Source organism: Streptomyces sp. 1222.5 (genome assembly GCF_900105245.1).
Classification (GTDB): domain Bacteria; phylum Actinomycetota; class Actinomycetes; order Streptomycetales; family Streptomycetaceae; genus Streptomyces; species Streptomyces albidocamelliae.
In genome coordinates this window covers 4,464,203-4,487,135 of record NZ_FNSZ01000001.1, presented here as the reverse complement: position 1 = coordinate 4,487,135, position 22,933 = coordinate 4,464,203, and the positions used below count along the sequence as shown (strand labels likewise).

19 protein-coding genes are annotated in these 22,933 nt (G+C 69.3%); 10 read left to right on the top strand and 9 right to left on the bottom strand.

Annotated features, from left to right (window positions below; translation table 11 throughout):
* The first annotated feature begins 140 nt into the window (after window positions 1-140).
* The 7 genes from BLW57_RS20070 to trxA all read left to right on the top strand — a co-directional run bounded on the left by BLW57_RS20070 (window position 141) and on the right by trxA (window position 9,924).
* On the top strand, window positions 141-2,513 hold the full coding sequence (locus BLW57_RS20070; RefSeq protein ID WP_093476283.1) for a DUF6049 family protein: 2,373 nt from the start codon (window positions 141-143) through the stop codon (window positions 2,511-2,513).
* Between the two features lie 45 nt (window positions 2,514-2,558).
* Entirely contained in the window at window positions 2,559-4,922 is a 2,364-nt protein-coding gene (gene murJ, locus BLW57_RS20065) for a murein biosynthesis integral membrane protein MurJ (protein ID WP_093476282.1), read from the top strand.
* Between the two features lie 118 nt (window positions 4,923-5,040).
* A complete protein-coding gene (locus tag BLW57_RS20060; protein ID WP_093476280.1) occupies window positions 5,041-6,744 on the top strand; it encodes a protein kinase family protein in 1,704 nt (567 codons plus the stop codon).
* Between the two features lie 21 nt (window positions 6,745-6,765).
* Window positions 6,766-7,491, top strand: a complete 726-nt coding sequence (sigM, locus tag BLW57_RS20055; RefSeq protein WP_093476279.1) for an RNA polymerase sigma factor SigM — start codon at window positions 6,766-6,768, stop codon at window positions 7,489-7,491.
* 458 nt (window positions 7,492-7,949) lie between these two features.
* Window positions 7,950-8,420, top strand: a complete 471-nt coding sequence (locus tag BLW57_RS43120) for a hypothetical protein (RefSeq protein WP_306822934.1) — start codon at window positions 7,950-7,952, stop codon at window positions 8,418-8,420.
* A 151-nt stretch (window positions 8,421-8,571) separates the two neighbouring features.
* Entirely contained in the window at window positions 8,572-9,543 is a 972-nt protein-coding gene (gene trxB / locus BLW57_RS20045; RefSeq protein WP_093476276.1) for a thioredoxin-disulfide reductase, read from the top strand.
* Between the two features lie 48 nt (window positions 9,544-9,591).
* A complete protein-coding gene (gene trxA / locus BLW57_RS20040) occupies window positions 9,592-9,924 on the top strand; it encodes a thioredoxin (RefSeq protein ID WP_073887332.1) in 333 nt (110 codons plus the stop codon).
* A 133-nt stretch (window positions 9,925-10,057) separates the two neighbouring features.
* On the opposite strand, the gene BLW57_RS20035 is transcribed toward trxA, so the two are convergent.
* The 9 genes from BLW57_RS20035 to rpmH all read right to left on the bottom strand — a co-directional run bounded on the left by BLW57_RS20035 (window position 10,058) and on the right by rpmH (window position 17,065).
* Window positions 10,058-10,675, bottom strand: a complete 618-nt coding sequence (locus BLW57_RS20035; RefSeq protein ID WP_093476274.1) for a GNAT family N-acetyltransferase — start codon at window positions 10,673-10,675, stop codon at window positions 10,058-10,060.
* Between the two features lie 325 nt (window positions 10,676-11,000).
* Window positions 11,001-12,101, bottom strand: coding sequence for a ParB/RepB/Spo0J family partition protein (locus BLW57_RS20030; RefSeq protein ID WP_093476273.1), 1,101 nt, complete (start codon window positions 12,099-12,101; stop codon window positions 11,001-11,003).
* Window positions 12,098-13,171 (bottom strand): ParA family protein, encoded by a 1,074-nt coding sequence (locus BLW57_RS20025; protein WP_093480784.1) that lies wholly within the window; start codon window positions 13,169-13,171, stop codon window positions 12,098-12,100. The genes BLW57_RS20030 and BLW57_RS20025 overlap by 4 nt, the downstream gene beginning before the upstream one ends.
* Window positions 13,172-13,537: 366 nt before the next feature.
* Complete coding sequence (rsmG, locus tag BLW57_RS20020) at window positions 13,538-14,254, bottom strand: 16S rRNA (guanine(527)-N(7))-methyltransferase RsmG (protein ID WP_093476271.1); 717 nt, start codon at window positions 14,252-14,254, stop codon at window positions 13,538-13,540.
* A 118-nt stretch (window positions 14,255-14,372) separates the two neighbouring features.
* Window positions 14,373-14,885, bottom strand: a complete 513-nt coding sequence (locus tag BLW57_RS20015) for a Jag family protein (protein ID WP_093476270.1) — start codon at window positions 14,883-14,885, stop codon at window positions 14,373-14,375.
* A gap of 15 nt (window positions 14,886-14,900) precedes the next feature.
* Window positions 14,901-16,169: a membrane protein insertase YidC gene (yidC, locus tag BLW57_RS20010; RefSeq protein WP_093476268.1), complete on the bottom strand. Its 1,269-nt coding sequence runs from the start codon at window positions 16,167-16,169 to the stop codon at window positions 14,901-14,903.
* A gap of 3 nt (window positions 16,170-16,172) precedes the next feature.
* Window positions 16,173-16,538, bottom strand: coding sequence for a membrane protein insertion efficiency factor YidD (gene yidD, locus BLW57_RS20005; RefSeq protein WP_093476267.1), 366 nt, complete (start codon window positions 16,536-16,538; stop codon window positions 16,173-16,175).
* Window positions 16,535-16,906 carry a ribonuclease P protein component gene (gene rnpA, locus BLW57_RS20000; RefSeq protein WP_073887343.1) on the bottom strand — a complete coding sequence of 124 codons (372 nt, stop codon included), beginning with the start codon at window positions 16,904-16,906 and terminating at the stop codon, window positions 16,535-16,537. The genes yidD and rnpA overlap by 4 nt, the downstream gene beginning before the upstream one ends.
* Window positions 16,907-16,927: 21 nt before the next feature.
* Window positions 16,928-17,065, bottom strand: a complete 138-nt coding sequence (rpmH, locus tag BLW57_RS19995; RefSeq protein ID WP_003956500.1) for a 50S ribosomal protein L34 — start codon at window positions 17,063-17,065, stop codon at window positions 16,928-16,930.
* 397 nt (window positions 17,066-17,462) lie between these two features.
* Here rpmH and dnaA point away from each other — a divergent pair, with 397 nt between their 5' ends.
* The 3 genes from dnaA to gnd all read left to right on the top strand — a co-directional run bounded on the left by dnaA (window position 17,463) and on the right by gnd (window position 22,877).
* Window positions 17,463-19,490, top strand: coding sequence for a chromosomal replication initiator protein DnaA (gene dnaA / locus BLW57_RS19990; protein ID WP_093476265.1), 2,028 nt, complete (start codon window positions 17,463-17,465; stop codon window positions 19,488-19,490).
* Between the two features lie 1,162 nt (window positions 19,491-20,652).
* Window positions 20,653-21,783 carry a DNA polymerase III subunit beta gene (dnaN, locus tag BLW57_RS19980; protein WP_073887369.1) on the top strand — a complete coding sequence of 377 codons (1,131 nt, stop codon included), beginning with the start codon at window positions 20,653-20,655 and terminating at the stop codon, window positions 21,781-21,783.
* 218 nt (window positions 21,784-22,001) lie between these two features.
* Window positions 22,002-22,877 carry a phosphogluconate dehydrogenase (NAD(+)-dependent, decarboxylating) gene (gene gnd / locus BLW57_RS19975; protein ID WP_093476263.1) on the top strand — a complete coding sequence of 292 codons (876 nt, stop codon included), beginning with the start codon at window positions 22,002-22,004 and terminating at the stop codon, window positions 22,875-22,877.
* The last annotated feature ends 56 nt before the right edge of the window (window positions 22,878-22,933 follow it).

The following is a 22,933-nucleotide window of genomic DNA, read 5'->3' as shown; positions in this document are numbered from 1 at the left end:
TACTGGATATAGAGGACGGGGTGCCCTCTGCCATGCGATCTTGTCTGGCAGACCGCGGCACTTCCCCTCAGCGCGCCTCGTTACCATGCGTGGACGCACATTCCGACGACCACTGACGACGACGAGGGACGGACGAGCGCGTGGCCGAGGCGGCTCACTTCCAGGGGACCAGTGCCTCACCTGCCCGCCGGTGGCTGAGGCGCACCGGCGCGCTGCTCGCGGGTGCGCCATTGCTCGCCGGTCTGCTCCAGCTGCCCGCCGCGGCGCCCGCCCAGGCCGCCGCCTCGGACACGGTCGCCGTCGCCCTGGATTCACTCAGCCCCAATGCCCCCGGTGACGGGGACACGCTGACCGTCTCCGGCACGGTGACCAACAAGAGCAAGCAGACCGTCACCGGCGCCCACGTGGGTCTGCGGGTGGGCCCGATACTCAACACTCGCTCGGCCGTCGACGGGGTCGCCCGGCACGCCGACGATCTGCAGGGCGGTACCGGCACCGAGGTCGACGGCAAGTACGAGGAGAAGTTCGCCAAGCTGGCCCCGGGCGTCGCCGAGCACTTCAGCATCTCCGTGCCCGTCGACAAGCTGGACCTCGGCCAGGACGGCGTCTACGAGTTCGGTGTCGCCCTGTCCGGCCAGACCTCCGCCCAGCCCTGGGACCAGATTCTCGGCATCCAGCGGACGTTCCTGCCGTGGCAGCCCTCCGAGGCCGACACCAAGACGAAGACCACCTTCCTGTGGCCACTGCTGTCCACCGTCCACATGACGGCCAAGACGGGCGCGGGCGAGCAGCAGACGCCGGTGTTCCGTGACAACGACCTGGCCGAGGAACTCGCGCCGGGCGGTCGGCTGGCGCAGATGGTGGAGCTGGGCAAGGACCTGGACGTCACCTGGGTGATCGACCCGGACCTGCTGGCCTCCGTGGACGCGATGGCGCTGGGCAACTACCGGATCCAGGGTGACGGTGACAGCACCACGCCCGGTTCCCGCGAGCATCAGGCGCTCGCCAAGCAGTGGCTGGCGAACCTGCAGAAGGCGGTGGCGGGCAATGAGGTCGTCGCGCTCCCCTTCGGCGACCCCGACCTGGCGTCCCTCGCGCACAACGGCACCAGCGTCACCGGCTCCCTCAGCTACCTCAAGGGCGCCACCGACGTCGCCGCCACCACGGTCAAGACCGTGCTTCACGTCACACCGAGCACCGACTTCGCCTGGCCCGTGAACGGGGCCGTGGACCCGTCGATCATGAAGGTCGCCACGTCCGCCGGAGCCGACCGGGTGATCGCCCGCAGCGACAGCCTCCAGGAGACGGCCGGGTTGCCGTACACCCCCTCCGCCGCCCGCCCGGTCGGCGGAGGCACCACGGCGGTGGTGGCCGACGGCCGACTGTCCACCGCCTTCGAGCGCGATCTGACGGACGCCGGCTCGTCCACGCTCGCCGTGCAGCGGTTCCTCGCCCAGACCCTCGAGCTGAACGCCCAGACCGGCGAGCAGCGCAGCATCGTCGTCGCACCGCAGCGCACACCCACCGCGAGCCAGGCTCAGGCGATGGCGACCGCCCTGAAGGCTCTCCAGGACAGCACCTGGTCCGAGTCCCAGGACCTCACGGCGGCCGCCAAGGACAAGCCCGACGCCGAAGCCACCACGCGCATCCCGTCGACGTCCGCCTACCCGTCCTCGCTGCGCCGGCAGGAGCTGCCGCGGACGGCCTTCCAGCAGATCGCCCTGACCCAGGACAAGCTCGACAACTTCCAGGTGATCCTCGCCGACCGGTCCCGTGTGGTCACCCCGTTCGGGCGGGCCATAAACCGTGAGATGTCGACGTCGTGGCGCGGCCGCGGCGAGGAGGCTGACAGCTACCGGGGCGGCGTGGAGGCATGGCTCGACGAGCTCGCCGACCAGGTGAAGCTGATCGACAAGTCGGAGACCAAGCTCTCCGGCCGCAGCGCCACCATCCCGGTCACCGTCCAGAACAACCTGGTCCAGCCCGTCGGACATCTGGTCCTGCGCCTGACCTCAACCATGCCGACCCGTCTGAAGATCCACGGCAAGGCCTACTACGAGCAGCCTGTGGAGGTCTCCGGCGGGCACAGCCAGTCCGTGAAGTTCGCCACGGCGGCAGGCGCCAACGGCCGCGTCACGGTGATCGCCCAGCTGTACACGGAGGACGGCCAGGAGTACGGCGACGCGGTCAGCTTCGACGTGAAGGTAACCGAGGTCACCCCCACGGTGATGTTGGTCATCGGCGGCGGCGTGCTGCTGCTCGTCCTCGCCGGTTTCCGGATGTACACCCAGCGCAAGCGCGCGGCCGCCCGCCAGGCCGAGGAGGACGGCCCCGACGGGACGGCCGAGGCCACCGACGAGCCCGGGAACCCCGGAGCACCCGGCGACCGTCTCCCCGAGGAGTCCGACTCCGCCACCGGGGCAGGCGACCCGGAGCAGCCGAGTGACCCTGCGCCGGACACCGCACCGGAAAGCACCGACCCGTCCGGGACGGGTGAGAGAGTGGACCGTTGAGCGATGTCGTGGCCGGTGGGCCCGGGACGATGAGGTGGGGTAAGCATGAACGCGCCGTACGACGGTGAACGCGGCCAGGGCGCGGCCGGCTCGGGCTACCCCGAGACGCCGCCAGAGCCCGGCCAGGTACCGCCGCAGCACGCGGGGGACATGTACCTCCAGGACGCCTACGACCAGGACCCCTACCGGGCGCACGACCTGACCGCGCAGGACCCGGTCGCCGAGGCGCTCTACGACCGCGCCGCGCACCCGCCGCCGCCCCCGGGCAGCTACGAGCAGCAGCAGCCGCTCTACGCCCCGCCCGCCCAGACGCCGTACGCCCCCGACCCCCGTGTGTGGGCTCAGACGCCGGCGCCCGAGCCGGAGGGCGCGAACACCATGCCCTTCGGCGACGACCCGCGCACGACGCAGTTCGTGGGCGTGGACGACCTGGTGTCGCACTCCGGCGAGGAGTACCACGAGCCGGACGCCTTCGCGCATCTCTTCAAGGACCAGCAGCAGGGCGGCGGACACCCGCCCATGGACCAGCCCGGCGTCCCGGGGCCTGCCCCGGCGCCTGGCTACGGCCAGGGGGGAGCGGGTCCGTACCCCTCGCCGTACGGGCAGGGCCAGCAGCCGGGCGGTCCGTACGCCGGGGCCGCGTACCCCGCGGCTCCGTTCGCCGGGAATCCGCCGCAGACGCCGGTTCCCGCGCCGACCACGGCCCCGGATCCGGCCCGCGCGGTCATGGCCGAGGCGCCGGCGGCTCCCGCGGCCCCGGCCGCTCCCGCCAAGAAGGGCGGCAAGGCCGCCGGGCTGCTGAAGTCCAGTGCCGTGATGGCGGCGGGCACGATGGTCTCCCGCCTCACCGGCTTCATCCGCTCCGCACTCATCGCCGCGGCCCTGGGCCTCGGCTTTCTCGCCGACTCTTTCCAGGTGGCCTACCAGCTGCCGACGATGATCTACATCCTCACCGTGGGCGGCGGTCTGAACTCCGTCTTCGTGCCGCAGCTCGTGCGGTCCATGAAGGAGGACGAGGACGGCGGCGAGGCATTCGCCAACCGTCTGCTGACCCTCGTCATGGTGGCACTGGCCGCGCTCACCGGCCTCGCGATGTTCGCCGCGCCGCTCCTCGTGCGGGCGCTGTCGCAACCCATCGCCGACAACCCGGCCGCCAACGACGTGGCGGTCACCTTCACCCGCTACTTCCTGCCCTCGATCTTCTTCATGGGCATCCATGTGGTGATGGGTCAGATCCTCAACGCGCGCGGGAAGTTCGGCGCGATGATGTGGACGCCGGTCCTCAACAACATCGTCATCATCATCTCGCTGGGCGCGTTCATCTGGGTCTACGGCAGCGCCGCCAACTCCCACATGGACGTCACCAGCATCCCGCCGGAGGGGCAGCGCCTGCTCGGTGTCGGCGTGCTGCTCGGTCTGGTCGTGCAGGCGCTGGCGATGATCCCCTACCTGCGCGAGACCGGCTTCCGGATCCGGCTGCGGTTCGACTGGAAGGGCCACGGCCTGGGCAAGGCCGCCATGCTCGCCAAGTGGACGATCCTGTTCGTTCTCGCCAACCAGGCGGGCGCCATGGTCGTCACCCAGCTGTCCACGGCCGCCGGCAAGGACTCGGGCGTCAAGGGCACCGGTTTCGCCGCCTACGCCAACGCCCAGCTGATCTGGGGGCTGCCGCAGGCCATCATCACGGTGTCCCTGATGGCCGCCCTGCTGCCGCGCATCTCCCGCTCGGCGGCCGAGGACGACGCCGGTGCGGTTCGCGACGACATCTCCCAGGGCCTGCGCACCACCGCGGTCGCCATCGTGCCCATCGCCTTCGGCTTCCTCGCGCTCGGCATCCCTATGTGCACGCTGATCTTCGGCTCGGCGGGGACGAGCTCGGCCGTCAACATGGGGTACATGCTGATGGCCTTCGCCCTCGGCCTGATCCCCTATTCGGTCCAGTACGTCGTCCTGCGCGCCTTCTACGCCTACGAAGACACCCGCACGCCCTTCTACAACACCGTGATCGTGGCGGCGGTCAACGCGAGCGCCTCCGCGCTCTGCTACTTCCTGCTGCCGGCCCGATGGGCGGTTGCCGGAATGGCCGCCGCGTACGGCCTGGCTTACGCGATCGGTGTGGGCATCGCCTGGCGGCGGCTGCGCAAGCGGCTCGGCGGCGACCTGGACGGGGCCCGGGTGCTGCGCACGTACGCGCGGCTGGCCATCGCCTCGGTGCCCGCGGCCCTGCTCAGCGGCGCGGCCTGCTACGGCATCGGGAACACTCTGGGTCACGGCGTGGTGGGTTCCTTCGCCGCCCTGATCGTGGGCGGCGCCGTGCTGCTCGGCGTCTTCTTCGTCGCCGCCCGGCGTATGCGCATCGAGGAGCTCAACTCGCTCGTGGGTATGGTTCGCGGGCGTCTGGGGCGCTGAGGCGGGGGTAGGCGCACAACCATCGTCCGCCGCTGTGTGTCGTGCATAGCGGCGGACTGTGGGCACAATTGGTTTCGGCGTCGGACAGCGTGCAACGGATGGGGAGGCAGGGACGACGGTGGCGGAACGGAGCACGGCTGCCGTCGACGTGGCAGACAACAGCGGTGAGCAACCGCTGACCGCCAAGGCGGAGCAGTCCACGGCCGACGGGGTGGCCAAGAACCCGGAGCGGGACAAGGACAGCGACGAGGCGCAGGGGAGCGGCGGAATCGAGGGTCCCGGGCAGAAGACGTCCCCGCCCGAACTGCACAGCGGTCACAAGCTCGCCAGACGGTACCGGCTGGAGGAGTGCGTCACCCGACTGGACGGATTCAGCAGTTGGCGCGCGGTCGACGAGAAACTCCGTCGTGCCGTCGGCGTCCACATCCTTCCCGCGGATCATGTGCGGGCCCGTTCGGTCCTCGCCGCGGCCCGCTCCTCGGCGCTGCTGGGTGATCCCCGCTTCGTCCAGGTCCTCGACGCGGTCGAGGAGAACGACCTCGTCTATGTCGTGCACGAGTGGCTGCCCGACGCCACCGAGCTGACCCCGCTCCTGGCGGCCGGCCCGCTGGAGGCGCACGACGCCTACCAGATGGTCAGTCAGATCGCCTCGGCGATGGCTGCCGCCCACCGTGAGGGCCTGGCCCATCTGCGGCTCAACCCGAACGCTGTCCTGCGTACGTCCAGCGGCCAGTGGCGCATCCGCGGCCTCGCGGTGAACGCCGCGCTGCGCGGCATCAGCACCGATACCCCGCAGCGGGCCGACACCGAGGCGATCGGCGCTCTGCTGTACGCGGCGCTGACCCAGCGCTGGCCGTACGAGAACGACGCCTACGGCATGTCCGGTCTCCCCAAGGACATCGGGCTCATCGCACCCGACCAGGTGCGCGCCGGCGTCCACCGCGGCCTGTCCGAGCTGGCCATGCGTGCTCTGGTGAACGACGGTGCCACCGCCTCGCGTCACGAGGCCGCGTGCGCCACGCCTGAAGAGCTGGTCAAGGCGATCGGCGAGATGCCCCGCATCCGCCCGCCGGAGCCGGCGTTCACAGCACCGCCGGAGTACCAGCGCACGACCTACCAGCAGGGCACCTACGGCCGCCCGGCGCCGCGCCCCGGGGCCACCCAGCCCCTCACGACCCCGCCGCCTCCCCTGCAGAGCCGCACCGGCAAGGCGCTGAAGTGGGCGGTCTCCGCCCTCCTCATCGCCGCCCTCGGCCTGGGAAGCTGGCAGTTGGCGGACGCCCTGATGGACCACAGCGACAAGCCGACCGACACGAACAACACCCAGACCGAGGACGGCGGCGACAAGGGCGCGAAGAAGCCGACGTCCGGCAAACCGATCGCCATCGAGAGCGCTCGTGACTTCGACCCGTTCGGCAAGGACCAGTCCGAGAAGCCGGGTGACATAGGAAAGGTCTACGACGACAGCACGGCCACCTACTGGCAGACGGACTTCTACCTGAGCCCGGCGTTCGGCAATCTGAAGTCGGGCGTGGGCGTCATCCTCGACCTCGGCAAGGTCCAGCAGGTCGGAAAGGTGACCGTCAGTCTCGTGGGCGACACCTCGGTCGAACTTCGCAGCGCGAGTGCGGACGCCGGCTCCGAGCCGACCTCGTTCAACGACTACTCCAAGGTCGCCGAAGGTTCGGGATCGACCGTGCAACTCAAGCCCGGCAAGTCTCTCAAGTCCCGGTACCTGCTCGTGTGGCTGACCAAGCTGCCCATGCAGGCTGACGACGGCAAATGGCGCGGCAGAGTGGCCGATATCAAGGTCACCAGCTAGGTTCCCCCCAGGGAGGGGCCCATGGCTGAAGGTGCCGGGTACGGCGGCGTGCGGGACGAGGAGTTGCTCGCTCGTCATGTCGAGGGCGATCACGATGCCTTCGGGGAGATTGTGCGGCGGCATCGGGATCGACTCTGGGCCGTTGCCCTGAGGACGCTGGGGGACCGCGAGGAGGCCGCTGACGCGGTCCAGGACGCCCTCGTGTCCGCCTACCGGGCCGCTCACACCTTCCGGGGCCAGTCGGCCGTCACGACGTGGCTGCACCGGATCACGGTCAATGCCTGCCTGGATCGGGCCCGTAAGGCCGCCACCCGGAAGACCGCTCCCGTCGACGACACCGAGCGGCTGGAGCAGCTGCTGGAGCCGCACGAGTCGGCCTCGGCGCCAGCGGAGCGGAACGACGTACAGCGTCAGCTGGTGGAGGCGCTCGGCACCCTCCCCTATGAGCAGCGGGCCGCCCTGGTGCTCGTGGACATGCAGGGCTACCCCGTGGCGGAGGCCGCCCGGATCCTTGATGTGCCGACGGGCACCGTGAAGAGCCGCTGCGCCCGGGGCAGAGCCAAGCTGCTCCCCCTGCTCACCCATCTACGGCCCGAGGGCGCCGGGGGCGGAAAAGAATCCGGCCCGGGGCGGAACCGGGCGACGGGGACATCCGTCCCACCGGCAGCGGGGGATCCGAACGGAAGCCCCGGGGATACGGGAACGAGCGATTCAGCCGCAGTGAAGGGCGGAGGTGGGCGAGCGTGAATTCCTCGACAGACACGGCCGGGCACCCGGACGTCGCGGAGATCTCCGACCTCACCGAAGGTCTTCTTCCACCGGACCGTAGCTCGGACATACGCCGGCACCTGGACTCGTGCGAGCTGTGTGCGGACGTCCACACCTCGCTGGAGGGGATCAGGGGACTGCTGGGCTCCACGGCCGGGACGGAGCGTATGCCGGACGATGTCGCCGGGCGCATCGATGCCGCCCTCGCTGCCGAGGCACTGCTCAGCGCTACCACTCCGGACACGGTCGACGCCCACCTCTTGGGAGCCACCCAGGCTGGTCACACGGAGAACCAGGGGCATGTTTCACGTGAAACAACGGCCACGTCTGGTCGCCCGGCAGGGCACCCCCAAGCGGCGACCGGTCCGGGCCGCAAGGGCCGTGAGCGAGGCCGACGGCGCAGGCGCGTAGTCCTGGGTGCCGTCCTCACCGCGGCAGTGCTGGGGGCCGGCTCACTGGTCCTCCAGTCCTTCCAGGGCCACCCCTCCGACACCACAGCCCACGGGCACCCGACCGCTTCCGCCGGGCCGTTCTCCGGCAACAGCGTCCAGAGCCAGGTCGCCGATCTGCTCGCCGGGAAGAAGACGCGGCAAGGGACCGGCAGCCAGAGCCCCGACGGCGGCATCGGGACCAAGCAGAACACCCCGGGGTCGACCGAGAGCGCCAACACCCTGATCCAGACCGACGCCGCCGTCCCTGACTGTGTCCGGCAGGCGCTCCCTCGGAGCGGCGCCGTTCTGGGCGCCAAAACGGGAACGTACGACGGGAAGGCCGCCTACCTGGTCGTCGCCCGCGGCGCCGAGGACAGCGCGCGTGTCATGGCCTATGTCGTCGACGCGGCCTGCGCCGGTCAACAGCCCGTCTCCGTCGGCAAGGTTCTCCTCAAGCAGTCCTTCCCCCGGTCCTGAACTGGCGGAGCGTTTCGTCAGTCTCTGGGTGCGTGCGTGTGCCCGGACACACCGGGAATGCGGGCCCCGTAGGATCCGTTGGGTGGTGTGAGAGTCCCGAAAGGGGCTCCCGCCGGTCGACTGACGCAGACCAGAGACGAGGAATCAAGCCGTGAGCGACGTCCGAAACGTGATCATCATCGGCTCCGGGCCCGCCGGCTACACGGCGGCGCTCTACACCGCGCGCGCGTCGCTGAAGCCCCTGGTGTTCGAGGGTGCCGTCACCGCCGGTGGTGCGCTGATGAACACCACCGAGGTCGAGAACTTCCCGGGCTTCCGCGAGGGCATCATGGGCCCCGACCTCATGGACAACATGCGCGCCCAAGCCGAGCGGTTCGGCGCCGAGCTGATTCCGGACGACATCGTCTCCGTCGACCTGACGGGCGAGATCAAGACTGTCACCGACACCGCTGGGACGGTCCACCGGGCGAAGGCCGTCATCGTCACCACCGGCTCGCAGCACCGCAAGCTCGGCCTGCCCAACGAGGACGCCCTCTCCGGTCGCGGTGTCTCCTGGTGTGCCACGTGCGACGGCTTCTTCTTCAAGGACCAGGACATCGCCGTGATCGGCGGTGGCGACACCGCGATGGAGGAGGCCACCTTCCTCTCGCGGTTCGCCAAGTCCGTGACGATCGTCCACCGCCGGGACACGCTGCGCGCCTCCAAGGCGATGCAGGAGCGCGCCTTCGCCGACCCGAAGATCAAGTTCGTGTGGGACAGCGAGATCGCCGAGGTCCAGGGCGACCAGAAGCTCTCCGGCCTGAAGCTGCGCAACGTCAAGACCGGCGAGCTGTCCCACCTGCCGGTGACCGGCCTGTTCATCGCGATCGGCCACGACCCGCGCACGGAGCTCTTCAAGGGGCAGCTGGACCTGGACGAGGAGGGCTACCTGAAGGTCGCCTCCCCCTCCACCCGCACCAACCTGACCGGCGTCTTCGGCGCCGGTGACGTGGTCGACCACACGTATCGCCAGGCGATCACCGCAGCCGGCACCGGCTGCTCCGCCGCTCTGGACGCCGAGCGCTTCCTCGCCGCCCTCGCGGACGAGGACAAGGCGGAGCCCGAGAAGACCGCCGCAGTCTGACTTTCCCCTTCCCCCGCCCCACCGCACGAACAAGCTAAGGAGCCCGCCGTGGCCGGCACCCTGAAGAACGTGACCGACGATTCCTTCGAGCAGGACGTCCTCAAGAACGAGAAGCCCGTCCTGGTGGACTTCTGGGCCGCCTGGTGCGGTCCGTGCCGCCAGATCGCCCCGTCCCTCGAGGCGATCGCGGCCGAGTACGGCGACAAGATCGAGATCGTCAAGCTCAACATCGATGAGAACCCGGGTACGGCCGCCAAGTACGGCGTCATGTCCATCCCGACCCTGAACGTCTACCAGGGTGGCGAGGTCGCCAAGACCATCGTCGGCGCCAAGCCCAAGGCCGCGATCGTCCGCGACCTGGAAGAGTTCATCACCAAGTAGGGCGATGATCGGAGCGCTGCCGTCTCCGGCCGGTGGCAGATGTTTCACGTGAAACACGAATGGGCCAACCCCTGAGGGGTCGGCCCATTCGCATGTAAGCCCTGCGCAGCCGCCATCCGCTCCAGTCGCCCGGCTACAGCGGCCTCAGCGCCGGCTCCTTCTGAACCGCGCCCAGGAGCCGGTCGAGGGCCATCTCCACGTCTTCCTTCCAGGAGAGGGTCGACCGCAGCTCCAGCCTCAACCGAGGATGCGTCGGATGCTGGCGGACGGTCTTGAAGCCCACGGCCAGAAGATGATCGGCCGGCAGCATGCAGGCCGGCTCCTTCCAGCGCGAGTCCCCGAAAGCCTCGATGGCCTTGAAGCCCCGGCGCAGAAGATCTTTGGCGACCGTCTGCACGAGCACACGGCCGAGCCCCTGGCCCTGATAGCCGGGCATGATGAAGGCCGTCATCAGCTGGACGGCGTCCGGCGAGACCGGGCTCGTGGGGAAGGCCGAGGAGCGCGGGACATAGGCCGGCGGAGCGTAGAACACAAAACCCACCGGCACGTCATCGACATAGGCCACGCGGCCGCATGATCCCCACTCCAGCAGCACCGCGGAGATCCAGGCCTCCTTCTCCGATGCGGAAGTGCCCGCCTTCAGCGCCGCCTCGCCGCTGACAGGGTCCAGCTCCCAGAAGACGCACGAGCGACAGCGCTGGGGAAGGTCCTGAAGGTTGTCCAGCGTGAGCGGCACGAGCCGACGCCCCATGAAGGCTGTTCCTCACTTTCCTCGCCCGCCGCATCGAGAGCGGCTGTCAGAGCGCTCCGTTCCCTGAGCAGGCTGCCGACGAACCCGCCGACCGCTCCCAGGCTCAGACCCGCGCTCACCAGTCCGGTGCGGTTCATCGATCGCATGGCCCCCGACTCCCCACTCAGAGGTGCAGTTGCTGTCCGGTGGATGCGCCATACCCGTTCGCATCGTATCCACGATGCGATTCGCTCGATACCGCCTCAAAGCAAAGAGCGGGCCGTGTTCCGGTACACACCGGACACGACCCGCTCCCTTGCTCTGCCAGGCGGCATCGCCTGAGGAATCAGTCCTCTGTCTCCTCGGGCGCGTCCTCCCGGAGGCTCTTCTGGAGGGCCAGCCTCTCGCCGGGGGCGAGCGTGCTGAGGATCCGCTCAAGGTCGTCCGGGGAGGCGAACTCCACGGTGATCTTGCCCTTCTTCTGGCCCAGCTCCACCTTCACCCGCGTCTCGAACCGGTCGGAGAGCCGGGTGGCCAGCTCGTTCAGTGCCGGAGAAGGGACGGAGCCGGCCCGCGGGCCCTTGGCACGCGTGGCTCGCTGGGGCCGCGAGCCCATCAGCGTCACGATCTCTTCCACGGACCGCACCGACAGACCCTCGGCCACGATGCGGTTCGCCAGCCGGTCCTGCTCCTCCGAGTCCTCGACCGACAGCAGTGCCCGGGCGTGGCCGGCCGAGAGCACGCCGGCGGCCACCCGTCGCTGGACGGTCGGCGAGAGCTTGAGCAGACGCAGGGTGTTGGAGACCTGAGGACGGGACCGTCCGATCCGGTCGGCCAGCTGGTCGTGTGTGCAGTTGAAGTCCTTCAGCAGCTGATCGTACGCAGCGGCCTCTTCGATCGGGTTCAGCTGCGCGCGGTGCAGGTTCTCCAGCAGCGCGTCCAGGAGGAGCTTCTCGTCGTCCGTGGCCCGGACGATGGCCGGGATGGCCTCCAGGCCGGCCTCACGGCAGGCCCTCCAGCGCCGCTCGCCCATGATCAGCTCATAGCGGGCGGGGCCGAGCTGCCGTACGACGACAGGCTGAAGGAGACCGACCTCCTGGATGGAGGTCACCAGTTCCTGCAGAGCGTCCTCGTCGAAGACCTCACGCGGCTGCCGCGGGTTCGGCGTGATGGCGTCGAGCGGGATCTCGGCGAAGTGGGCACCCACCGGAGGCTCGGGTGTCTCCGCCAGCGGGCTCGCCGGGAACTCCTCGGCCTCCTGGACGACAGGCGGCAGCGTGGCCACCTTCGCCGCGGCCACACCGCGGTCGGTCGTCAGTACCGGCACGGCTGCGGGAGAAGAGGACGCTCCGCCTCCCATGGCGGCTGGGGGCGGCGTCTTCTCGGTCGGGGCAGCGGGGATCAGTGCGCCGAGTCCACGGCCCAGCCCCCTCCGTCGATCGCTCACTGGATCCCCTCCACCATGCTCGGGTCGTTCTGGGCGCCGATGTGGGCCTGGCTGGCGTCGTAGCTGACGCCCACGCCCTTCAGCGCAATTTCTCGGGCCGCCTCAAGGTAGGACAGCGCACCACTCGATCCAGGATCGTAGGTCAGCACCGTCTGCCCGTAGCTCGGCGCCTCGGAGATCCGGACCGAGCGGGGAATGCTCGTCCGCAACACCTCGTCACCGAAGTGGGTACGCACCTCGTCCGCGACCTGCGAGGCGAGTCGCGTCCGGCCGTCGTACATGGTGAGCAGGATGGTCGACACGTGCAAGGTGGGGTTGAGGTGCCCTCGCACCAGGTCGACATTGCGCAGCAGCTGGCCGAGGCCCTCCAGCGCGTAGTACTCGCATTGGATCGGGATGAGGACTTCCTGCCCCGCGACCAACGCGTTGACCGTCAGCAGCCCCAGTGAGGGCGGGCAGTCGATCAGGATGTAGTCCAACGGCTGCTCGTACGCCTGGATCGCGCGCTCCAGCCGGCTTTCCCGGGCCACCAGCGACACCAACTCGATCTCCGCACCGGCGAGATCGATGGTGGCGGGGGCGCAGAAGAGGCCTTCCACATCCGGGACCGGCTGGACGACCTCGGCGAGCGGCCTGCTGTCCACCAAGACGTCGTAGATCGAGGGAACTTCGGCGTGATGATCGATCCCGAGGGCCGTGGACGCGTTGCCCTGCGGATCGAGGTCGATCACCAGGACACGGCCGCCATGCAGAGCCAGCGAAGCAGCAAGATTGACGGTCGTCGTCGTCTTGCCCACGCCGCCCTTCTGGTTGGCGACCACGATGACTCGGGTCTGCTCCGGTCGCGGCAGGCCTTCGCCTGCGCGGCCAAGAGCCTCTACCGCCAGTTGGGCAGCACGACCGATGGGAGTGTCGTCCATCGGGGGCGGTGTTTCACGTGAAACATCCGCTCCCATCGACTCGGTACGGGGACCGGGGACCGGATCGGTCATCGGTCCCGCGATGTTGGCGTCGGACCGCAAGGATTCACTCTCCTCGACTTCAGGCTCGCAATGAACAGAGCCTCCCATGTCTTCGGGGTCATGAACCAGTGAGGCCTGGTCTTCTGTGGAGAAATCCACCTCTGTGGACAGCTCCGACCCCCGTGCGGGGGAGGGAGCGCCCGCAGCGGGGGTGTCATCTCCTAGAGAACCGAGAGGCTTGCGGTCACGCGGTTCGGCCGCAGCCCGACCGCGGCTGATGATGCCGTGCAACAGTGAGCGACGTTTCACGTGAAACACGATGCACAGCGGCCGCGACCGGACCCTCGCGACACTCCGACCTGCGTAGGTTCGGCAGCTTGTGTGGAGTACGTCTCGTTCCCGGGACGCATCAACACGGCTCATTAGTACGCCCGGTACGTGATGGTCGACACGTCCGAGGCACAACGGCCGTACTCAGCGGCGCCTGCGCGCCCGGCCCGCCCTGGCCGCCTTCGCCCGCTTCGCCGCGAACCGCACACCGCCGGGGCTCTCCCCGACCTCGACGCGCACGACGGTGGACAGCGGATCCACCACTCCCTCGCCCACGTGCAGGATGGAGGTCTCCACCGCGCCGAGCTTGCTGAGTGCCGTGGCCGCGGCCTTCAGCTCCTCCTCGGCGGTGTCGCCCTTCAGCGCGAGCATCTCGCCGTACGGGCGCAGCAGCGGGATGCCCCAAGCGGCCAGGCGATCCAGCGGGGCGACGGCCCGGGCGGTCACCACGTGGACCGGTGGCAGCTTGCCGAGGACCTCCTCGGCGCGGCCGCGGACCACGGTGACATGGTCCAGGCCCAGCAGCTCGACGACCTCGGTGAGGAAGTTGGTGCGCCGCAGCAGGGGCTCCAGCAGGGTGATGTTCAGGTCGTCCCGGACCAGGGCCAGCGGGATGCCCGGCAGCCCGGCGCCGGATCCGACGTCGCAGACCGTCACTCCCTCGGGAACCGCCTCGGAGAGCACCGCGCAGTTGAGCAGGTGCCGCTCCCAGAGGCGGGGCACCTCCCGCGGGCCGATCAGGCCGCGCTGCACGCCCGCCTCGGCGAGCAGTTCCGCGTAGCGGACCGCGTCGGCGAAGCGCTCACCAAACACTTCCCGCGCCTCTTCGGGCACGGGGGGAAGCTCCGCTGCCTCCGTCACGGGGACCGTCCTTCCGTACAGCGCCGGCGCTTCACACACCGGCCACCAGAACTACCAGGCTGACAAAGTTCGGCCCCGTCTGCTCAACAGACGGGGCCGGTGGAACGTGGCGTACCGATCAGGCGGGAAGCACGACGACGAAGCGCTGCGGCTCCTCGCCCTCCGACTCGCTGCGCAGCCCCGCGGCCTTGACCGCGTCGTGCACGACCTTGCGCTCGAACGGGGTCATCGGCTGGAGCTTCATCGGCTCGCCGGTGTTCTTCACATCGGCGGCGGCCTTGGCGCCGAGCTCGGACAGCTCGGTGCGCTTCTTGGCCCGGTAGCCCGCGACGTCCAGCATGAGCCGGCTGCGGTCGCCGGTCTCCCGGTGCACGGCCAGGCGCGTCAGCTCCTGCAGGGCCTCCAGCACCTCACCGTCCCGTCCGACCAGCTTCTGCAGGTCGCGGCTGCCGCTGTCGCTGATGATCGACACGGCGGCGCGATCGGCCTCGACGTCCATGTCGATGTCGCCGTCGAGGTCGGCGATGTCCAGCAGACCCTCCAGGTAGTCCGCCGCGATCTCACCCTCCTGCTCCAGGCGGGTGAGGGTGTCTGCTCCCTCGGCAGCGGCGGAGGTGGTGCCTTCCGTCACGGGATGGGCTCCTTCTTACTTCTTGGACGGGGACTTGGGCCGCTGCGGGCCACCCTTGCGCTGGCCGGACTGGGCCTTGCTGCGGGTGCCGGAGCCGGACTTCTGCGGCTGCTGGGCAGCGGCGGGCTTGGCGTCCTGAGGCGTGTCGGACTTCTCCAGCGAGAGGGGGTCGTCGGCCTGCTTGGGCGTACCGGACTGGCGCTGGGACTTTGACTGGCGCTTGGGCTGCTGGCGCCGCCCGGCGGTGGCCGTCGTGGTGGCCGTGCCGTCCTCGGTCTCCATCGCGGCCTGGGCCGAGCTCTTCTCCACGCTGCCGTCGGACTGGGCGGCGAGGCCGGCCTTGGTCAGCGAGTTGATGAACTTGCGCTCGGCCTCGTTGCGGTCGCGGCCCTTGGCGACGATCGCCTTGACGATGGTCTTCTCGCTGCGGCGGCTGACCTTGCCGTGGTGCGTGACGTGCTTGGTCAGACGCTCCAGGTAGGCGGCCTGAGCCTTGGAACCCGGGGTCGGGTTGTTGTGGATGACGTACATCTGCTGGCCCATGGTCCACACGTTGGTGGTCAGCCAGTAGACGAGGACACCGACCGGGAAGTTGATACCGAAGACGGCGAACATGATGGGGAAGACGTACATCAGCATCTTCTGCTGCTGCATGAACGGCGTCTTCACCGTCGTGTCGACGTTCTTCGTCATCAGCTGGCGCTGCGTGTAGAACTGCGACGCCGACATCAGGACGATCATGATCACGGTCACGACGCGCACGTCGGTGACCGAGGCGCCGAGGGCGTGGATCGTCTCGGCGCTGTCCTTGAATTTCGCCGCGAGCGGGGCGCCGAAGATGTGCGCCTTACGGGCACTCTCCAGCAGCGACTCGTTGATGACGCCGATGGTCTGGCCCGACGCGATGCCGTTGAGCACGTGGTACAGGGCGAAGAAGAACGGCGACTGCGCCAGGATGGGAAGGCACGAGGAGAGCGGGTTGGTACCCGACTCCTTGTACAGCTTCATCATCTCTTCGGACTGACGCTGCTTGTCGTTCTTGTAGCGCTCCTGGATCTTCTTCATCTCGGGCTGGAGCGTCTGCATCGCCCGGGTCGCCTTGATCTGCTTCACGAAGAGCGGGATCAGGCAGATGCGGATCAGGATCACCAGGGACACGATCGACAGGCCCCAGGCCCACCCGGTGTCGGGGCCGAAGATGGCGCCGTACACCGTGTGGAACTGGACGATGACCCATGAGACAGGTGTCGTGATGAAGCTGAACAGGCTGGCAATCGTGTCCACTAATCATGCTCCTTGGGCATGGGACGAGGTCTCTGCGGCCGGGCCCGGAGAAAGCTCGGGGGAGAGCTTCTCTTCGGTGGCCGGTTCGGCGGCGGAGGGCCCGCCCGTGCGTGCGCGCCAAGCGTTGCGCAGCATTTCGTGCCACCGGGGACGCTTGCGCGGGGGGACATGGTCCACACCGCCGAGCGACCACGGATTGCACCGGAGGATGCGCCAGGCGGTGAGTGCCGTTCCCTTGATCGCACCGTGCCGGTCGATGGCCGTATAGCCGTAGTGGGAGCACGACGGGTAGTACTTGCACACCGGCCCGAGCAGTGGACTGATCGTCCACTGGTACAGCTTGATCAGAGCCAGTAGTGGGTACTTCATCGCGCGCCCCCTCCCAGTAGCCGCTCGACGGCGGCGTCCAGGTCTCGGGCCAGCTGTGCGTGGTCTGCGTCACCCGCTCCGGGCAGCGCTCGTACGACTACCAGGCTACCGGGGGCAAACAGGGCGACTCGGTCACGCATCAGATGGCGCAGTCTGCGCTTCACTTTGTTGCGCACGACCGCTCCACCCACGGCCTTGCTCACGACGAAACCCGCACGCGTCGGGGGAGCGCTCTCCCCAGGCGCGTGCGGGTCCGTGGCACCGCTTCGAAGGTGGACGACGAGGGTCGGGCGACCAGCCCGGCGACCTCGTCGTACCGCGGTCGCGAAATCCTCGCGCCGCCTCAGCCGGTTCTCGGTGGGCAGCACGACGTCATGACCTGATCGGAATCAGGCGGACAGGCGGGCGCGACCCTTGCTACGGCGGGACGCGAGAATCGCGCGGCCGGCACGGGTACGCATACGCAGCCGGAAGCCGTGGGTCTTCGCGCGACGACGGTTGTTCGGCTGGAAGGTGCGCTTGCTCACTCGGGGGCTCCAGAGAAAATCGGTAGTGGCGGGGTGCCGTCCTGGCTGTCACCGTGCGCCCACGAGTAGCTCGCGTCACGCCCGAGTGCACCGCTTCCCGATCACCTTGTAGTGATCTGTGCCCATCGGAGGCAGGCGGCAGCAGCCATCGACAACTCGACCTGGTTACGGTACGCGCGGCTACGCCATCCGGTCAAACCAGGGGTCACCGGGAGACACTGTCCACAGGCTGGGGACAACAACTTGAACCCTACCCGCCGCGCTGACTACCGTGGCTGAACTCCGATTCGTTCCCTTATCCCCGCCCGAGCGGTATTGCCCCCGCCCGTCCACCCGGATTCCATCCCGACCCGTCCGCGAACCACACGTTCGTGGGACCTGTGAGAGAGCGTGCCCTGTGGCTGACGTACCTGCCGATCTTGCCGCAGTGTGGCCACGAGTACTCGAGCAGCTCCTGGGCGAGGGCCGGGGCCAGGGTGTCGAGGTGAAGGACGAGCACTGGATCCGCCGCTGCCAGCCGCTGGCGCTGGTCGCGGACACCGCTCTGCTCGCCGTACCGAACGAATTCGCGAAGAACGTACTGGAGGGCCGTCTCGCGCCGATCGTCAGCGAGACCCTGAGCCGTGAGTGCGGGCGTCCCATCCGTATCGCGATCACCGTGGACGACTCCGCGGGCGAGCCGCCGCCTCCCGCGGCGCCCCCCGTGCAGCAGGCGCCGAAGCCGCGCTACGAGGAGCCGGAGCTGCCGTCCGGACCGTACGAGGGCTACGGCCGCCACCGCGCCGGCGACAAGATGCCGGGCGGCGAGCCGCCGTCCCGCGGCGACCGCGACCAGCTTCCGACGGCCCGGCCCGCCTACCCTTCCGAGTACCAGCGCCCCGAACCCGGCGCCTGGCCGCGTCCCGGGCAGGACGAGTACGGCTGGCAGCAGCCGCGGCTCGGTTTCCCCGAGCGCGACCCGTACGCCTCGCCGTCCTCCCAGGACTCCTACGGCTCCGGCCGCGACTCCTACGGCTCCAGGCCCGACTCCTACGGCTCGCCGTCCCAGGACTACCGCCCGAAGGGCACGGACCGCCCGTCGTACGAGCAGCCGCAGTCGCGCGGCGACTACGACAAGCCCCGTGGTGAGTACGACAGTCCTCGCGGCGACTACGACAACCCGCGCGCGGAGTACGAGCCTTCACGTCCGGACTACGACTCGGGGCGCCCCGAGTACGAGCCGCCCCGGGCCGAGTACGACCAGCGCGACCCCGTCCGCCGGGAGCTGCCCGACCAGCAGTCGGGCGTCGGCCCCGCGCACCGCGGGGGGCACGGCCGGACGGACGGGCCCGCGACCGGTGCTCCCGGTCCGCTGGCGGCGCAGCCCGCGCCGGCGAGCGGCCCGGGTGAGCCGACCGCGCGGCTGAACCCGAAGTACCTGTTCGACACGTTCGTCATCGGCGCGTCCAACCGGTTCGCGCACGCGGCGGCGGTCGCGGTGGCCGAGGCGCCCGCGAAGGCCTACAACCCCCTGTTCATCTACGGGGAGTCGGGGCTCGGCAAGACGCACCTGCTGCACGCCATCGGGCACTACGCGCGCAGCCTGTACCCGGGCACGCGGGTGCGCTACGTCAGCTCCGAGGAGTTCACCAACGAGTTCATCAACTCCATCCGCGACGGCAAGGGCGACAGCTTCCGCAAGCGCTACCGCGAGATGGACATCCTGCTCGTCGACGACATCCAGTTCCTCGCGGACAAGGAGTCGACGCAGGAGGAGTTCTTCCACACCTTCAACACGCTCCACAACGCCAACAAGCAGATCGTGCTGTCCTCCGACCGGCCGCCCAAGCAGCTGGTCACGCTGGAGGACCGGCTGCGGAACCGTTTCGAGTGGGGCCTGATCACCGATGTGCAGCCGCCCGAGCTGGAGACGCGCATCGCGATCCTCCGGAAGAAGGCGGTGCAGGAGCAGCTGAACGCCCCGCCGGAGGTGCTGGAGTTCATCGCCTCCAGGATCTCGCGGAACATCCGCGAGCTGGAGGGCGCGCTGATCCGGGTGACGGCGTTCGCGTCGCTCAACCGGCAGCCGGTGGACCTGGGCCTGACCGAGATCGTGCTCAAGGACCTCATCCCGGGCGGCGAGGACAGCGCGCCGGAGATCACGGCCCCGGCCATCATGGCGGCCACCGCCGACTATTTCGGGCTGACGGTGGAGGACCTGTGCGGCACCTCGCGCGGGCGCGCGCTGGTCACCGCCCGGCAGATCGCCATGTACCTGTGCCGTGAGCTGACCGATCTGTCGCTGCCGAAGATCGGCGCGCAGTTCGGCGGCCGCGACCACACGACCGTCATGCACGCCGATCGCAAGATCCGCGCGCTGATGGCCGAGCGGCGCTCGATCTACAACCAGGTCACCGAGCTGACCAACCGCATCAAGAACGGCTGACGCCCGGCCGGGCGACGGCCTGCACCGGCCGGCGACGACACCGACGACAGCAAAGGGCGCCCCGGGTCACACGTCCCGGGGCGCCTTCGGCATGAACCGGGCGTCCACCGTGGCCGTCCCGAGCGCCGCGGCCCGGTGGGAGCCCGCCGCCCCGTGCGTGCCCGCCTCCCGCCCTGCGCCGCACAGCCGCAGAGCCGCACAGCCGGCCGACGCGGCGACGGCTCGCCCTCCCACGCCCAGGCGTGCCCTTCAGTGTCCTCCCCTGTCCGCGGGGCTCCCGGCCGCCCGCCCGGAGCCGCGCGACGACCACCACCGTCACGACCCGGCCGTCCTCGACCGGTGCCCGGCGGCCGGGGAAGGGCGCCATGCGGGCCGTGGGGCGCCCTTGGACCGCAACCCGGTGTTCGATTAACTGCCTGGTTACGGCCACTCTCCACAGATTCGGTGACTTTCTTCCGTCCACATACTGGGGACTGCGGAGTTGTCCCGAACTGCGTCCACAGGCAGCCGGTTCACCGGGCGTCTGCCCAGCTCAGGTGCCTGTGGAATCGTGGACGAACGATCTCCACAGACTGTGGACGAAGCGGGGATCCACAGGCTGTGTACGAAGTTGTCCACGGACAACCCACAGGCTGGGGGCGGTTGTCCCCAGCGGCGGCCTGCTTCTCCACATGGCTGTCCACTGTTCGGCAACCCGACGCCCCCTCTCACTGCGTCGAGTGAAAGGCGTCACACGAAGGTGCCGGGTTGGGGTGTGGGAAACGTGGGTAAACCTGGGGACGCAGCTGGGGAGAACTGCCCTCGATCTGTGGGCGGTGTGTGCAGAACTTCTTGTTCTCCACAGACACCCCGGGTTGTCCACCGGCTCCACCCACAGGGGCAGTGGACAAAATTTGGGCCCTGAGCTGGGAAAACGGGGTTATCCACGGTATCCACAGGCCCTACTACTACTCCCGACTAGAGATAGCTGGGAAACCGTTTCGAAGCGGGGCCTGTGCACAACTCGCCGTCTCGAGCCCGGCTGCCCCCCGGAGCGACTTGACCCCGACAGGCACCTACTGTCAGTGCGGTGCGTCAGACTGGTCCCCGGTGTCCTTCCCTTCGCAGTGGGCGGTGACACCGAGTCGGAGGACTCAGTAGCAACAGCAGGAGGCGGCTTACGGTGAAGATCCGGGTGGAACGCGACGTACTCGCGGAGGCAGTGGCGTGGGCAGCACGCAGCCTCCCGGCCCGTCCGCCGGCGCCTGTCCTCGCCGGCCTGCTGCTGAAGGCCGAGGACGGCCAGCTGAGCCTGTCGAGCTTCGACTACGAGGTCTCCGCGAAGGTGAGCGTCGAGGCCGAGGTCGAGGAGGACGGCACGGTCCTGGTCTCCGGCCGTCTGCTCGCCGACATCTCCCGCGCCCTCCCCAACCGCCCGGTGGAGATCTCCACAGACGGTGTACGGGCGACCGTGGTCTGCGGCTCCTCGCGCTTCACCCTCCACACCCTGCCTGTGGAGGAGTACCCGGCGCTGCCGCAGATGCCGAACGCGACGGGCACCGTCCCCGGCGAGGTCTTCGCCGCCGCCGTGTCCCAGGTGGCCATCGCGGCCGGCCGTGACGACACGCTCCCGGTGCTGACCGGTGTGCGCATCGAGATCGAGGGCGACACGGTCACCCTGGCCTCCACCGACCGCTACCGCTTCGCGGTCCGCGAGTTCCTGTGGAAGCCGGAGAACCCGGACGTCTCCGCGGTCGCCCTGGTGCCCGCCAAGACGCTCCAGGACACCGCCAAGGCCCTGACCAGCGGCGACAGCGTCATCCTGGCGCTGTCCGGCTCGGGCGCGGGCGAGGGCCTGATCGGTTTCGAGGGCGCGGGCCGCCGTACGACGACGCGGCTGCTCGAGGGCGACCTGCCGAAGTACCGCACGCTGTTCCCGACCGAGTTCAACTCCGTCGCCGTGATCGAGACCGCACCCTTCGTGGAGGCCGTCAAGCGCGTGGCCCTGGTCGCCGAGCGCAACACCCCGGTGCGGCTGAGCTTCGAGCAGGGCGTGCTGATCCTGGAGGCCGGCTCCAGCGACGACGCACAGGCTGTGGAGAGGGTCGACGCCCAGCTGGAGGGCGACGACATCTCGATCGCCTTCAACCCGACGTTCCTGCTGGACGGTCTGAGCGCGATCGACTCCCCGGTGGCCCAGCTGTCGTTCACGACGTCGACCAAGCCCGCGCTGCTCAGCGGGAAGCCGGCGCTCGACGCCGAGGCCGACGACGCGTACAAGTACCTGATCATGCCGGTGCGGCTCAGCGGCTGATCGTCCGTCCACAGCTGTGCACAGCGCCGGGCGCCCCCTGTGGGTGACCGGCGCTGCGGCCGGGCCGAGGCGGGTTGTTCACCGGCTGTGGAAAGCCCCAGGTCAGGTGGTCCTCGCATGAGCGCGTACGCCCACAACTGTGCGTGACCGTCCGGGTTTAGGCTCGGCTCGGCACGCAGGTGCCTGTACGCCACACAGCGACCTAAGGAACACAACTGATGGAGCTCGGTCTCGTCGGCCTCGGCAAGATGGGCGGCAACATGCGCGAGCGGATCCGCCGCGCGGGCCACACCGTCGTCGGATACGACCGCAACGCGGATCTCGCCGATGTCCACAGCCTGGAAGAGCTTGTGGGCAAGCTCAGCGGCCCGCGCGTGGTCTGGGTGATGGTCCCGGTCGGCGAGCCGACCCAGGCGACGGTCGACCGGCTGGCCGAGCTGCTGGAGCCCGGCGACGTGGTCGTGGACGGCGGCAACTCCCGCTGGACGGACGACGAGAAGCACGCCGAGGAGCTGGCCGCCAAGGGCATAGGTTTCGTCGACTGCGGCGTCTCCGGCGGCGTCTGGGGCCTGGAGAACGGGTACGCGCTGATGTACGGCGGCGACGCCGAGCACGTCGCCAAGGTGCAGCCGGTCTTCGACGCGCTCAAGCCCGAGGGTGACTTCGGCGCGGTGCACGCCGGCAAGGTCGGCGCGGGCCACTTCGCGAAGATGGTCCACAACGGCATCGAGTACGCGATGATGCAGGCCTACGCCGAGGGCTGGGAGCTGCTGGAGAAGGTCGACTCCGTGGAGAACGTCCGCGAGGTCTTCCGCTCCTGGCAGGAGGGCACGGTGATCCGCTCCTGGCTGCTCGACCTCGCGGTGAACGCCCTCGACGAGGACGAGCACCTGAACGGCCTGCGCGGTTATGCACAGGACTCGGGTGAGGGACGCTGGACTGTGGAGGCCGCGATCGACAACGCGGTGCCGCTGCCGGCGATCACCGCGTCGCTGTTCGCGCGGTTCGCCTCGCGTCAGGAGGACTCGCCGCAGATGAAGATGATCGCCGCGCTGCGCAACCAGTTCGGCGGCCACGCCGTAGAGAAGAAGTAGTCCACAGGGACACCCGGGGATCCACAGGTCCGCGTCCGCGAGCCCGGTGATCCACA